Source organism: Terrabacter sp. Soil810, from assembly GCF_001429645.1.
GTDB lineage: Bacteria > Actinomycetota > Actinomycetes > Actinomycetales > Dermatophilaceae > Terrabacter.
The window spans coordinates 349,994-364,031 of sequence record NZ_LMSW01000012.1; the positions used below are offsets into that span (position 1 = coordinate 349,994).

A 14,038-nucleotide genomic window follows, 5' to 3' on the forward strand; every position below is an offset into this window, starting at 1 on the left:
CCTGCCGGCTGCGCCAGCCGTGGACTCAGCGGCGCTGGATGTCGAAGTAGGGACTGATGTAGCACGTGGCGTAGCGCTGGCCCTGCTGCGCGACCACGACGATGCCGTCGACGAGGACGCGGCACGACACGGCGCCCCGGACCGCCGACCCGGTCGGGTCGCTGATGCGGACCCGGAGGTTGTAGTAGTCGTTGCTCGTGGCCGCGGGGTCGACCGGCTCCTCGAACGCCAGGGGCGCGGCCTGGGCGGGGTAGTCGTAGCGCTGGTGCCTCGCGTCCGAGAGGGAGACCTCGATCCGGGCGCCGTTCTCGGCATACGCCTCGAAGCGGATGGTCCTGGCGTCGGTCGGCACCGGCGTGACGGGAACAGCAGGGATGCTGACGACCTTCGGGGGTGACGTCAGGACGGACCGGGTCGGCGTCGGACCGGCCGTCGTCCCCGGAACCGGCCGCGTCGGGCCGGCGCCCGGCGCCGAGGGCGGGATGGTCGGGACCGGAACGGGGAACGAGCGGGTGACGGCAGGGCGGTTGCGGGTCACGCTGACGGCCGGTCGGGCGATCGGGTCGAGGTCGTCGACGAGGCTCGATGCCGCCCAGAAGCCGACCGGGATGAACACCCCGACCATGATCGCGACGACGTGCCACGCCTGCAGCCGTCCGCCGAGCGAGCGTCCCGCCGCGCCGGGCAGGGTGACGGTGCGCAGCCGTTCCGTCAGGGGCGGCGCAGTGGGAGCATCCGGGGCGGGCGGCGGCGGTGCTGGTGCTCGGCCGCCGGCCTTCTGCGGCACCCAGCTCGACGCTGCAGACCGCTCCAGGCCGAACGTCGTGTCGTATGCCGTCACGCCCTCGGGTGCCGATGTGTCGGGAGGGAGGTCGGCCGGGTCCGCAGGGCTCTCGAGACCGACAGGCCCCTCGTCCGCCTGACGAGTCGGCTCGTCGGCGTCGCCCGTCGTGTCGCACGTCGGGTCGCTTCGGTACGGCGGAGTCTCAGACACGGGTCCCCTCGTCTCGTGCGGGCGGCTGCCAATCTAGTGGGGGGTGCGCGTTCAGCGGGTCACATGGCCGGACGGCACGTGGCCACGGTGTCCGACGTGTTGACGGCGACGAGGCGATCGTCGGCGTAGACCCTGCACTGCACGGAGCCCGAGCCCGAGCCCACGAGGACGGAGACAGACAGGTCGGGCGGGCGTTCGTCGAGGTGGATCTCGAAGGCCTGCGGGGGCGGGCCGTACCGCGAGTCCACGCTGAACCCTCCCACCCTCGTGTCGACCTGAGCCTCGAGCGGGTCCCCGACGAGCTCTGCGGTCACGATCTCGACACGAAGCACACGGGTGTCCGCCGGGACGGGGGCGATCCGCGGCTTGCCGGCCAGGACGGGCGCGAAGCTCGTCGAGTCGGTGATCTCCTGGACCCAGACGCCAGACACGCCGTCCCCGGGAGCGGGGTTGCCGACTCCGGCGCCCTCGGGGCCGGTGTCCGTGGCGCAGTCGAACGATCCGGGCCCGGCATCCACCGAGTAGGAGCAGTCCTCGGCCGTGAAGTCCTCCGAGCCGTTGTTCGAGATCCCGAGCAGCAGGGGCGGGATGAGGAAGAACGCGGCCCAGCCCGGCAGGCGTCGGCGAGGCGGCCGCCGGACCGGCGGGGTCGTGAGCACTGGCGGCACGGGGGCCTGCCACGAGGCCGCCGGGGGTTGCTGCGGTCCCGGATCGGATGACCGCGACGCCCATGCCTCGGGAGGGAGAGTCTCGCCCGACCTCACCGGCTCGGGGGTGGGCGCGTCGTCGGGGAAGGAGACATGGCGGTCGCGCTGGGGGTCCGGCAGAGCCGGACGCGCGCCGTGGGGGTCGTTCACCGGTGCCTCGCTTCGACGGGTGGGACCACGGTAGGTCCTCGACTGTCCGCGTCGTCGCACCTCAGACCGTCCGTGTCGCTGCCGCGTTCCGCGCGCCGGTGGACCATCTGCCATCCAGCCACCGGGCATCCGGGCGAGGCGGGGCTCAGTCGGCTCCGGGCCTCCAGCCACCCACGCGGATCTCGGTGCCGTCGACGACGTCCACGGGCGAGGTCGGGTCGAGGGGGACCGTCGCAGGGGACGACCCATCGGTCACGACGATCGTCATCGAGGCGGTCTGCTCGACACCCGCGGCGGCCAGGTCGCCTCGCCATCCGAGGTCGACGTGGGCCGTGGCACCCGGGTCGAGCGGGACCGTGCGGGCGTCGGCCGACTCGGAGTCGTGCAGTCGCCCCCGCGGGTTGCGGAAGACCGTCCCGGACGACCCTCGGGCAGTGACGACCGCGTACCCCGTGAGGACGCAGGGGACCCGGCTGTGGTTGATGACCCTCACGCGCATCTGGCGGTAGCCGAGGGCCGGGTCCACGGGGCTCGCCGACACGTCGAGCTGGCTGGGCTGGCAGGGGCCGTCGGGGAAGAGTGGTGCTGCCGGGTCTGCTGGACCTGTGGGCGAGGTGGGGCCGCTGCCCGGTGGCGGCAGCACGAGCGGGGGCTCCGTGGGCAGCGTGGGACGCGCCTTGCTGGTCGAGCCGGCAGCCGCGGGCGCGTCCGTCGGGTCGGGTTCATCGGGCGGCGGGCTCGCGCAGCCACCCACCATGACCGCGAGGCCCAGGCCCGCCGCGGCCACGACCGCTGCCCCTGTCCGTCTCACGCTCCCACGCTAGGCGACCGGGGCGCTCGTCCGCCCGGTCCCACGACACCCGCACGAACCCGTCACCGGGGGCATCACGAGGCGGCGCGCGATATCCGTTCGGAGCCGGCCGCGGGTCGCGCCTATCCTGTCGACCATGTCCGACGAGCCCGCGAACGCACCCGCGCGCTCGCGGCCACCCCGTCGCCGGGGTCGCCGACGACCGGTCTCCGGTGAGCCGGCGCCCTCGTCGGGCGCGGGCCCGCAAGGACCTGCCGAACGACCCGACCGACCCGACCGACCCGAGCGACCCGATCGGGCCGATCGGGCCGATCGTCCGGACCGGCGTGACCACGGCCGCGCCCGGCAACCGCGCCGCCCGGGCGGGCAGCCGCCGACGCCGGAACAACGCGAGGCCCGCCGCGCCGCGCGAGCCGCCACCGTCCCTCCCATCACGTATCCCGAGCACCTGCCGGTCGTCGACCGCCGCGACGACATCTCCGCAGCGATCCGTGACCACCAGGTCGTCGTCATCGCCGGTGAGACCGGGTCGGGCAAGACGACGCAGATCCCGAAGATCTGCCTCGAGCTCGGCCGGGGTCTCGACGGCGTCATCGGCCACACCCAGCCGCGTCGCATCGCCGCCCGAGCGGTCGCCGAGCGGCTCTCCGAGGAGCTGGCCGTCGAGCTCGGCACGGCCGTGGGCTACCAGGTGCGGTTCACCGACCAGAGCAGCCGCGACACGCTCGTCAAGGTCATGACCGACGGCATCCTGCTCGCCGAGATGCAGCGCGACCGCGAGCTGCGTCGCTACGACACGATCATCATCGACGAGGCGCACGAGCGAAGCCTCAACATCGACTTCATCCTCGGCTACCTCAGGCAGCTGTTGCCACGGCGGCCGGACCTCAAGGTCGTCATCACCTCGGCGACGATCGACCCGCAGCGCTTCGCCGAGCACTTCGCCGACCCGACGACGGGTGAGCCCGCGCCGATCATCGAGGTCTCGGGACGCACCTTCCCCGTCGAGGTCCGCTACCGCCCGCTCGTCGACCCCGACCGCCCCGAGGCGGAGGAGCGCGACATGGTGACGGGTGTCTGCGAGGCGGTCGAGGAGCTGTGGACCGAGCGCCACTCCGGCAACAGCAGCGACATCCTCGTCTTCTTCTCCGGGGAGCGCGAGATCCGCGACGCGGCCGATGCCCTGAACGGGATGAAGCTGCCCGTCACCGAGGTCGTCCCGCTCTACGGCCGGCTCTCCGCGGCGGAGCAGCACCGGGTCTTCTCGTCGCACACCGGTCGGCGGATCATCCTGGCCACCAACGTCGCCGAGACCTCGCTCACCGTCCCGGGCATCCGCTACGTCATCGACACCGGCACGGCGCGCATCAGCCGCTACAGCCAGCGCACCAAGGTCCAGCGCCTGCCGATCGAGCCGATCAGCCAGGCGTCCGCGAACCAGCGCTCCGGTCGCTGCGGCCGTGTCTCCGACGGCATCGCGATCCGGCTCTACGCCGAGGACGACTTCGACCGGCGCCCCGAGTTCACCGACCCCGAGATCCTGCGCACCAACCTCGCGTCAGTCATCCTCCAGATGACGAGCCTGGGACTCGGCGACATCGCCCGCTTCCCCTTCGTCGACCCACCCGACAGCCGCCAGATCACCGACGGCGTCCGCCTCCTGGAGGAGCTGCAGGCCTTCTCGCCCGAGGACCACGAGCCCGCCCCGGCGCGGGGGAGGCCGCGTCCGGGACGTCGGCTCACGGCATACGGCCGCACCATCGCGACGTTGCCGATCGACCCGCGCCACGCGCGCATGGTCATCGAGGCCGACAAGCGAGGGGTGCTCCGCGAGGTGCTCGTCATCGTCGCCGCCCTGTCGATCCAGGACCCGCGCGAGCGACCACAGGACAAGCAGGAGCTGGCCAACGCCTCGCACAAGCGCTTCGCCGACGAGACGAGCGACTTCGTCACGTGGCTCAACCTGTGGGCCTACCTCAAGGAGCAGCAGCGCGAGCTGAGCAGCAGCGCCTTCCGCCGGCTGTGCAAGGCCGAGTTCCTCCACTACCTGCGCATCCGGGAGTGGCAGGACCTCCACAGCCAGGTGAAGCAGGCCGCCAAGCAGGCGGGGCTCGACGTCAGCCGGGGCAGCGGCCCCGTCGCGCAGGGCGAGCTCGACGTGGACGCCATCCACCAGTCGCTGCTCGCCGGCCTGCTCTCGCACGTCGGCGTGCGCGACGAGCAGAAGCGGGAGTATGCCGGTGCGCGGGGCACGCGCTTCGGCATCAGTCCCGGGTCGGCGCTCTTCCGCAAGCAGCCGCAGTTCGTCATGGCCGAGGAGCTCGTCGAGACGAGCCGCCTCTGGGCACGCGTCAACGCCCGCATCGACCCCGTCTGGGCCGAGCAGCTCGGCGACCACCTCGTCAAACGGCAGTACTCCGAGCCGCGCTGGTCGGGCAAGCGGGGCTCGGCCGTCGCGACCGAGCGGGTCACGCTCTACGGCGTGCCGCTCGTCGTCGGGCGCGTCGTGGGCCTCGGTCGCATCGACCCCGAGCTCGCGCGCGACCTCTTCGTCCGGCACGCCCTCGTCGAGGGCGACTGGCACACCGAGCACGCGTTCCTGCGCGAGAACGCCGCGCTCGTCGAGCGGCTCGGCGAGCTCGAGGCCCGCACCCGACGACGCGACATCGTCGTCGACGACAGCACGCTCATCGCCTTCTACGACAAGCGGATTCCTGCCGACATCGTGTCCGGGCGGCACTTCGACACGTGGTGGAAGAAGGTGCGGCGCCAGACGCCGGACCTGCTGACCTTCACCGAGGAGCTGCTGCTGCGCGAGAGCGCCGGCAGCATCGCCGACGAGGACCACCCGACGACGTGGACGCAGGGCGAGAACGTCCTGCCGGTGACCTACCAGTTCGAGCCCGGTTCGGCGCAGGACGGTGTCACCGTCCACATCCCCGTCGAGCGCCTCAACCAGGTGACTCCCGGGGGCTTCGACTGGCAGGTGCCCGGCTTCCGCGAGGAGCTCGTCACCGCGCTGATCCGCAGCCTGCCCAAGGGGATCCGCCGCAACCTCGTCCCAGCGCCCGACCACGCCCGCGCCGTGCTACCCGAGCTCGACCCGACGTCCGGGCCACTCCTCGAGGTACTCGCGACCGTGCTCCGGCGGCGGGCCGGCGTCGCCGTGACGCCCGCGGACTTCGAGGTCGAACGCGTCCCGCCGCACCTGCAGGTCACCTTCAGCGTCGACGGCGCGGACGGTCGACCCGTCGCCACCGGCAAGGATCTCGAGGCGGTGCGTGACACGGCGGCACCCCAGCTGCGCCGGCAGGTCAGCCGCGCCGGATCGTCCGTCGAGCGCACGGGGCTGACGTCCTTCCCCGACGAGGGCGTGGCCGAGTCGTTCGAGAGCACCCAGGGCGTGCACGGCTTCCCGGCCCTCGTCGACACCGGGGCGGGCGTCGACCTGCGGGTGCTCCCGACCCGCGCCGAGGCCGACGCCGAGCACCGTCTCGGCGTGCGTCGGCTGCTCCTGCTCGGCATCTCGCCGCCGTGGAAGCAGATCCTCGCCCGCCTGACCAACACCCAGAAGCTCGCCCTCGGCCACAACCCGCACGGCAGCGTCCCGGCGCTGCTCGACGACTGTCTGGCCGCGGCTGTCGACGCGATCCGCGACGACGCCGTCAGCGACCGCGCCGGAGGTGACGACCACGCCGTGCGCACGCGCGAGGACTTCGAGTGGGCGCTGTCGGCCGTGCGCACCCACACGACGGCCAAGGTCGTGCAGGTCGTCGGCCTCGTCGAGCCGATCCTCGCCAAGCACCTGGCCCTGACCAACCGACTCGCCGAGCTGGACCGGTCGAGCAGCCCCGCCATCCGACCGATGCTCGCCGACGTGCGCGCCCAGCTGCGTGAGCTCGTGAGGCCCGGCTTCGTCGCCGACACCGGCCTGCGTCGGCTGCCCGACCTCGACCGCTACCTCCGCGCCATCGCCCACCGGCTCGACAAGGCGCCCGCCAACCTGGCCCGGGACACGCAGGCGCTCGAGCAGGTCGACCTCGTCGAGGGCCGCTACGCCGACCTGCTCGACTCGCTGCGGCCGGCCCAGCGCGGGGCCGCCGACGTCGTCGATGTCGGCTGGATGATCGAGGAGCTGCGGGTCTCGCTCTTCGCGCAGACGGTCGGGACGGCATACAGCGTCTCGCCGCAGCGCATCCTCAAGGCGATCGCCAAGGTGGGCGCCTGACCGCTCGGGACTCCCCGTCCCGCCGCCCGAGCGGAGGCCACGGGCGGGGAATCATGGGATGCGGCGAGGCGTTGCACGAAGGACCCCGTACGACGAAAGGCCAGACCCGTGCAGGACCCGACCGAGCTCTTCCAGTTCGAGAGCGACACCTCACCGAGCCAGCTCCAGCAGCTGCAGGCGTCGGTGCTCGTGGTCGCCCTCGGCGGATTCATCGACGCCGGCCACACCCAGCGACTCATGGCCGACCACCTCCTCGAGACGCACGAGTCGCGCGTCATCGCCTCCTTCGACGTCGACCAGCTGCTCGACTACCGCGGCCGCCGTCCCGTCATGGTCTTCGACCGCGACCACTGGAGCAGCTACGACGACCCGAGCCTGCTGCTGCACCGTGTGGTCGACAAGGAGGGCGTGCCCTTCCTGCTCCTCGTCGGCCCCGAGCCCGACTACCAGTGGAACCGCATGGGCGAGGCCACCTCGATGCTCATCAAGGCCTTCGGCGTCGACCTCACCGTCAGCGTGCACGGCATCCCGATGGCCGTGCCGCACACCCGGCCGCTCGGCGTCACCGCCCACGGCACCAACCCGCGTCTCGTGACCGGCAACGACCCTGCCTTCGGTACGGTCCAGGTGCCGGCGAGCTTCTCGTCGCTGCTCGAGCTCCGGCTCGGCGAGGCGGGGCTCGACGCCATCGGCTTCGCGGTCCACGTGCCGCACTACCTCGGCCAGAGCGAGTTCGCCGACGCCGCCGTGCTCGGCCTTGAGCGGGTGCGCGCCGCCACGGGCCTCGACCTGGACCTGCGTGAGCTCGCCGCCACCGCCGGTCTGAACCGCGCCGAGATCACCCGCCAGATGGAGGACAGCGACGAGATCACCGCCGTCGTCCGGGCTCTGGAGCAGCAGTACGACACGTTCCTCGAGGGGCGTCAGCAGCGCAACCTGCTCGCCACCGACCTGTCCGACCTCCCGACGGCCGACGAGATCGGTGCGGAGTTCGAGGCGTTCCTCAGGGACGTCACCGACGAGGACCAGTAACCCCACACCGTCGAGAGGCCACGTCTGGCCGCCTGACAGAAGTCGAAAGGCCATCCTTTGCCGGGTCCCGCTCGCAAAGGGGGCCTTTCGACGTGTCGGGCGCGGCCACAGGTGGCCTCTCGACGGGGAGACCGGGGACGATCAGGCCTTGGCCTCGCTCCAGCGGCGGACGATCGAGGTGTCGGCGACGAACCGCACCTCGTCGGTGCCGGCCCACGTGCGGGCCGCGCTCGTCAGCGTGCCCTCGACGGCGGCCGCGGCGGCCTCCGCCTCGCGCTCGGGGACGTGGACGAGCAGCTCGTCGTGCAGGCACAGCACGATCTGGCCGCCGAGCGGGCGCACCGCGTGGCGCACCGTCGCGGCCCACGCCTTGAAGAGCTCGGCCGCCGACCCCTGGATGATCGCGTTGCGCGCGTAGCGACCCCGGGCGCCGTCGGCGCCCGAGGCCGAGAACTCGGCGCTCCCGGAGGGCTCCGGAGCACCGGGCTCGAGGGCGGGCACCGGCACACCGCCGAAGCGGATGAGCCGGCCACCCCACGTGCGCACCGGACGCCGGGCGACACCGTCGGCGTACGCCCGGTCGAGCAGCTCCATGGCCACGGGGTAGGCGCGCTCGAGGTCCTTGAGGGCCTCGCCCGCCGCTCCGGAGCGCTGGCCGTACATGGCCGCGAGGACGGCGACCTTGGCCCGGGGGCGGTCGGCGCCGAGCTTGCCTGCGACAGGGGCGTAGAGGTCGTCGGCGCGGGTGGCCTCGGCGAACGCCCGGTCTGCGCTGACCACGGCGAGCACGCGCGGCTCGATCTGGCCGAGGTCGGCGCGGACGAAGACGTGGCCCGGTGCCGCGCAGATCGCGGGTCGCAGCGGAGCGGGGAGGTTGTGGAGGCCGTTCTGCGCGGTCATGCGTCCCGCCGCACCGTCACAGGCGGTCCAGCCGCCGCGAAGCCGGTCGTCGGCGCCGACGTGGTCGTCGAGCCAGCGGTAGCCGTATGTCGTCGCGATCCGCTCGTCCTTGCGCCACCGCAGCAGGGCGTCGACGAGGGGGTGCGTGTGCCGGTAGGGCTCGAGCACCCAGGCACGGGTGTTGGGCACGTCGACGCCGACCGAGAGCAGCAGTTCGCGCACCTGCCCGGGGTTGCGCAGGTCGGTGCGCTCCCGGCCGGTGGCGTGGCGAAGCACCACGGCGTCGCGCTCGGCCCGGATGCGGGCCGCGTCGGCGTCGTCCCGGGGCCGCACGCCGGCCGAGGCCGCGATGAGGTCCTCGGCGGCCGGGCGGTCGACCGGCAGCCCGTCGCGCTCGAGCTCGAGGCAGAGCACCGCCGCCGCGGACTCGGACCAGACGGTGCGCTCGAGCCGGCCCACGTGCTCACCGCCGATGCGACCGAGCGCCTCGCGCTGCGCAGACCGGCAGTCGAGGGCCAGCACCGCCAGCTCGCGCAGTCGCGCGTCGTCGGTGGCCCACGCGAGGGCGTCCGCACGGAGGTGGCCGGCGGTCGTCAGCAGGGACGCGTCCTCGCCGGCGACGACGTCGAAGAGGTCGCCGTCGAACCCGCTGAGCCGGGGGGAGCGGGGGGCCGGCACCTCGGCCTCGTCCAGCCCGAGGCACCCGGCGACCACGTGACCCGGTGTGGCCCACCAGCCGCCGTGGACGATGCGGTGCGCCTCCGCCAGGTCCCAGGTGCGTGCCACGTCGACTCCGGCCGCGACGACGCCGCGCAGGGTGGAGGTGGCCGACCACACGACCCAGCGGGGACCGAGCCGGGTCGTCATGTCCACGAACCGCCGCACCACGTCGCCGAGCGGCCAGGCCTCGTCGACACCCGGCCCCACGGCATACGCACCCCGAGGACCCACGACGAGGGCGACCAGCTGTGGACCGGATTGCTTGTCAGTCAAGGGAGCCCGCGATCCGCTCGACCGCCTCGCGGAGGATCTCGGGGGACGTGGCGTAGTTGAGCCGGGCGTGCCCCGCGCCCCCGGAGCCGAAGAGCGGCCCGGGGGAGAGCGCGACCCGCGCTCGGCGCAGCACCTCGCCCGCAGGGTCGTCGCCGAGGCCCAGCCCCGAGAGGTCGACCCATGCGAGGTAGGTGGCCTCGGGCACGGCGAGCCGGGCACCGGGCAGGAGCTCGGCCACGAGCTCGGTGAGCAGGCTGCGGTTCGCGTCGAGCTCGGTGACGAGCCGGTGCACCCACTCGCGCCCGTCGCGGTAGGCGGCCGTCTGGGCGATGACGCCCAGGTGGCTCGCGCCGAACGTGACGTAGGGGTGCAGCCGGAGCACGTCGTCGAGGGCCCCTTCGCCGGGCACGATGATCGCCGCCTTGAGCCCCGCGAGGTTCCACGCCTTGGAGGCCGACGTGACGGTGATGCCGCGCTCCGTTCCCGCGACGGTGAGGTAGGGCGTAAACGTGCTCGACGGGAGCACGAGCGGGCCGTGGATCTCGTCGGAGACCACCCTGACGCCGTGCTCGTCGGCGACCCGCGCGAGCGCCTCCAGCTCGGCCGGCGTGTGCACCGTGCCCGTCGGGTTGTGCGGGTTGGAGAGCAGGTACGCCGCGCGCGCGCCGTCGGCGGTCACCCGGGCGAAGACCTCGGCGAGACGGTCGAGGTCGAGCCGGTGGTCCGGGCCCAGCGGCGCCTCGACCACCTGTCGTCCGCACGCCTCGACGACCTCGTAGAAGGCGTTGTAGACCGGCGGGCTGACGACCACCGGGCCCCCCGCGTCGGTGAAGAGCCCGAGCAGGTGCGTCACCCCGGTCAGCACGTCGGCCACGCGGGTCGTCGTGCGGGGGTCGAACCCCCACGCCCACTCGTCCTCGGCGAACGCCGCGACCTCGGCGGCATACTCCTCCGTCAGGGCGTAGCCCGTGTCGCCCCGGGCCACGGCGGCGCTCACGGCGTCGACGACGGCCGGGCACGGCGCACAGTCCATCTCCGCGATCCACATCGGGATGACCTCGGGGCCGTAGCGTCCCCACTTCACCGACGTGCGGTCGCGCCGGAGGTCGGCCAGTGGCACGCCGAAGATCGTCGCGCTGCTCCCGCGCCTCTCACCCATGGGAGCGACCCTACGAGAGCCGACCGACGCCGTCTCCTGCGGTCCCGGGCCGGCTCGACTGGGTACGAGGATGCCACGAGCGACCCGGGCGGCATACGGTGTCGTCGGCGGCGCAGCGAGGGTCGCTGCACAGGGACGACGGACAGAGGATGGAGACCGGTGGGCATCATGAGCTGGGACAGGGACGAGACCGTCGAGGCATCGGACGCGACCGCGGTGCAGCTGCGCACGGCGAAGGACGCCGGCGCGCTCGAGCGAGCCGCGCTGCCGGCCGAGGGCGGGCTCTCGGGGGCCGCGACCCGGCTGGTCGAGCGGCTGCTCGATGTCGGTATCGACGGGAAGGGGCCGTTCGACCCGGCTCACGAGATCGCCGCCAACGCGCTCAAGCACGCCCGCGGCGACGCCGACGAGGCGCTGCGGATCATCGCGCGCGACCACCGGCAGCTCGGCGCCGTCGGCGGCTTCGTCACCGGCCTGGGCGGCTTCTTCCTGATGCCGCTCTCGCTGCCCGCCAACGTGCTCGAGTTCTACCTGCTGGCCACGCGCATGACCGCGGCCACGGCCAAGGTGCGCGGCTACGACATCGACCAGCCCGAGATCCGCTCCGCGATCCTGCTGACCCTCGCCGGTGCCGACAGCGAGGACATCCTGAAGAAGGCTGGCCTGCATGCTGCCGGCGGCAAGCTGTCGGCCGTCGCCTTCGACCGCCTGCCCGCCCCGGCCCTCATGGTCCTCAACAAGGCCGTCGGCTTCCGCCTCCTCGGACGCATCGGGCAGGGCACCTTCGCCAGGCTCGGCCGCCTGGTCCCCTTCGTGGGTGGCCTCGTCGGCGCGGCGGTCGACGTCTACATGCTGAACCGCATCGGCAAGCAGGCGGCCAAGGAGTTCCCTCCGGTCGCGACCTTCGGTCGCTGAGACGACCGGCTGGGCGGGCCTGACCGTGGAGAGCACGCAGATCACCGTTGCGCATCGCCGTCCGGGCCGGGGAATCGCAGGGGACACCCGTTCGTTGGGCCGGGCATGAGGACCGCGTCCCGGATCAAGATGGCCACGACCGTCGCCTCCGTCGTGCGCGCCTCGACGCGCGCCGGGGGGCCGAGCATCCCCGAGCGCGTGCAGGCGGTGCCGCGTCTCGTGCGCGCCACGGTCGAGGGGACGTATGCGGGCACGACCCTGAAGCGGCTCGGGCTCGTCGCGGGTGCGGTCGTCTACGTCGCCTCGCCCGTCGACCTCCTGCCCGAGGCGGTCCTGCCCGTCATCGGCGCGGCCGACGACGCCGTCGTCATCTCGTGGGCGGTCAAGGCCTTCTTCGAGGAGACCGAGCGCTTCATCGCCTGGGAGGTCGGTCAGGGACGGCACCGGCCGCGCGCACGTCACGGGACCTCGTCCTGGGCTCCTGCGGGCGGTTCGCACTCGGACGCTTCACGGGCCACCGTGCCCGGTGTGCCGCTGGATGGCCCGGTGGGCGTCCCGACCACCGGGTGGTCCGCAGGCGACCAGGACGGGCTCCGCCGGGACCGCGACACCACGGGAGCGGCGGCCCCCGGCCGCATCGCCAGTCGCCTCACGCGAGTCACGGGTGCCTCCCGCCGCGAGCCCGGTGTCGGTGCCTCGGAAGGGGCGAGCACCGGGGCAGACCGGGTCACGGGTTCGGGTCGTGGCGAGCGCGTGCGCCTTCCCGAGGGGATGCGCCAGGCGGCGGCGGACTACGTCCTCGAGTCGGTCCGCAAGCGCCTCGAGCGCTGAGCCTCCCCGCCGACGGGCGGGCGCGGCGTCTGCCATCCACACCCCTTGCGGCTGCGGCACCTCGGTCCACAGGGACGCGGCCGGGACTGTCCCGGGCGGAGCCCGGTGGACAGGCTCGGGGCATGCCGAAGATCTCACTGTCCGGGCCGGCCGAGCTGCTGACCGTCATCCCCTTCCACCTCGGCTTCCAGCCGGTGCGGAGCGTCGTCGTGGTGTGCTTCCACGGCCGACGGCTCGGGCTCGTGGCCCGGCTCGACCTCGTCGACGAGGGCCTGGCCACGGAGGCAGCCGCCCAGACGCTGCCGACCCTGCTGCAGGGATCGCCGTCGTCCGTGGCTCTCGTCGGTTTCGAGGTCGAGCCGGACGAGTCCCTGCCCCTGCTCGAGGCGCTCGGCGCCGGAGTGGAGTCCGACCGTGTGGTCGTCCGCGAGCGGCTCGTCGTGCGCGACGGACGGTGGCGCTCCGTCGGGTGCGGCTGCTGCCCCGACGAGGGTTGGCTGCTTCCCGAGCAGGCTGACGTGCCCGCGGTGGCGAGCTACGTCGCGCTGGGGCACGCCGTGCTGCCTGACCGGGACGAGCTGGCGCGGCTCGTCGAGCCGCTCGCCTCGTCGGAGCCACGACACGACCTCGCGGTCGCCGCCATCGACGACTGGCAGCGTCGCTACGCAGCCGCCGGCGGGACGATCACCGAGGACGCCGACCCGCCCGGACGACGGAGACCGTCGCGGCGTCCACTGCGCCCGACGGAGGTGCGTCTTGGCGTCCTCGACGGCACCGACCCGACGGCTCGACAGTTCCTCGTCAACGACTCCCTCGTCGCCTGGGGTGGAGTCCTGCGGGGCGAGATCGAGGGCTACGGCATCGAGCACTGGCTGCCGTCCCTCGTCGGTCCGCTGCGTGACCGCGAGGTGCGCGAGGCCCTCGTGGGCTGGCTGTGCCCGGGCACCCTGCCGGCCGACCGCCTGCCCGACGACGTCGCCGTGCTGCTCGAGCTGCTGCTGGGCCCGGACCTCCGAGTCCCCCCGGCGGCGGGCGAGCTCCCCGAGGGCAGCACGGCGAGGTCCCAACCGCGGGATGGCGGCGCTCCGGGACGCTGGAGGGGGACAGAGGTCGGCGCCCGGCTGTCCGACCCCGACCTCGACGCGGTCCGCTCGCTGCAGGAGCTGTTGTCCCACGAGGACGCAGACCCGTGGGGCCCGCTTGCCGGGGACGCCGACGGCGAGCGAACGGCCGACTGGTTCGACGTACGCCGCGCCCTGGACGAGCTCGACGAGGTGGACGAGCTCGACGAGGTGGACGAGCTGGACGAGCTGGACGA

10 protein-coding genes are annotated in these 14,038 nt (G+C 73.3%); 5 read left to right on the top strand and 5 right to left on the bottom strand.

What is annotated here, in order from left to right:
• Positions 1-25 precede the first annotated feature (25 nt).
• The 3 genes from ASG96_RS16430 to ASG96_RS16440 all read right to left on the bottom strand — a co-directional run bounded on the left by ASG96_RS16430 (position 26) and on the right by ASG96_RS16440 (position 2,662).
• Positions 26-994: a hypothetical protein gene (locus ASG96_RS16430; protein WP_057588619.1), complete on the bottom strand. Its 969-nt coding sequence runs from the start codon at positions 992-994 to the stop codon at positions 26-28.
• Between the two features lie 59 nt (positions 995-1,053).
• Positions 1,054-1,662, bottom strand: a complete 609-nt coding sequence (locus ASG96_RS16435) for a hypothetical protein (RefSeq protein WP_157610937.1) — start codon at positions 1,660-1,662, stop codon at positions 1,054-1,056.
• Between the two features lie 334 nt (positions 1,663-1,996).
• Entirely contained in the window at positions 1,997-2,662 is a 666-nt protein-coding gene (locus ASG96_RS16440) for a DUF4232 domain-containing protein (RefSeq protein ID WP_157610939.1), read from the bottom strand.
• Positions 2,663-2,798: 136 nt separating this feature from the next.
• Here ASG96_RS16440 and hrpA point away from each other — a divergent pair, with 136 nt between their 5' ends.
• Positions 2,799-6,890, top strand: a complete 4,092-nt coding sequence (gene hrpA, locus ASG96_RS16445; protein WP_057588622.1) for an ATP-dependent RNA helicase HrpA — start codon at positions 2,799-2,801, stop codon at positions 6,888-6,890.
• A 108-nt stretch (positions 6,891-6,998) separates the two neighbouring features.
• Positions 6,999-7,922, top strand: a complete 924-nt coding sequence (locus tag ASG96_RS16450) for a proteasome assembly chaperone family protein (protein ID WP_057588623.1) — start codon at positions 6,999-7,001, stop codon at positions 7,920-7,922.
• 141 nt (positions 7,923-8,063) lie between these two features.
• Here the strand turns inward: ASG96_RS16450 and ASG96_RS16455 are convergent, their stop codons facing one another.
• Positions 8,064-9,689, bottom strand: coding sequence for a DNA polymerase (locus ASG96_RS16455; protein WP_235509201.1), 1,626 nt, complete (start codon positions 9,687-9,689; stop codon positions 8,064-8,066).
• A gap of 118 nt (positions 9,690-9,807) precedes the next feature.
• On the bottom strand, positions 9,808-10,974 hold the full coding sequence (locus tag ASG96_RS16460) for a MalY/PatB family protein (RefSeq protein WP_057588625.1): 1,167 nt from the start codon (positions 10,972-10,974) through the stop codon (positions 9,808-9,810).
• 168 nt (positions 10,975-11,142) lie between these two features.
• Between ASG96_RS16460 and ASG96_RS16465 the strand changes: the two genes are divergently transcribed.
• The 3 genes from ASG96_RS16465 to ASG96_RS22740 form a co-directional block, all read left to right on the top strand.
• Positions 11,143-11,889, top strand: coding sequence for an EcsC family protein (locus ASG96_RS16465; RefSeq protein WP_082591847.1), 747 nt, complete (start codon positions 11,143-11,145; stop codon positions 11,887-11,889).
• 105 nt (positions 11,890-11,994) lie between these two features.
• A complete protein-coding gene (locus ASG96_RS16470) occupies positions 11,995-12,720 on the top strand; it encodes a YkvA family protein (RefSeq protein WP_057588626.1) in 726 nt (241 codons plus the stop codon).
• Between the two features lie 122 nt (positions 12,721-12,842).
• On the top strand, positions 12,843-14,038 hold a 1,196-nt coding region (locus tag ASG96_RS22740), incomplete at its 3' end, for a DUF4192 domain-containing protein (protein ID WP_082591834.1).

What these genes read in the sequence shown, in the direction of transcription:
- hrpA (WP_057588622.1), top strand. Translation starts at nt 2,799, where the DNA reads ATGTCCGACGAGCCCGCGAACGCACCCGCGCGCTCGCGGCCACCCCGT.
- ASG96_RS16470 (WP_057588626.1), top strand. Translation starts at nt 11,995, where the DNA reads ATGAGGACCGCGTCCCGGATCAAGATGGCCACGACCGTCGCCTCCGTC.
- ASG96_RS16465 (WP_082591847.1), top strand. Translation starts at nt 11,143, where the DNA reads ATGAGCTGGGACAGGGACGAGACCGTCGAGGCATCGGACGCGACCGCG.
- ASG96_RS16460 (WP_057588625.1), bottom strand. Translation starts at nt 10,974, where the DNA reads ATGGGTGAGAGGCGCGGGAGCAGCGCGACGATCTTCGGCGTGCCACTG.
- ASG96_RS16455 (WP_235509201.1), bottom strand. Translation starts at nt 9,689, where the DNA reads ATGACGACCCGGCTCGGTCCCCGCTGGGTCGTGTGGTCGGCCACCTCC.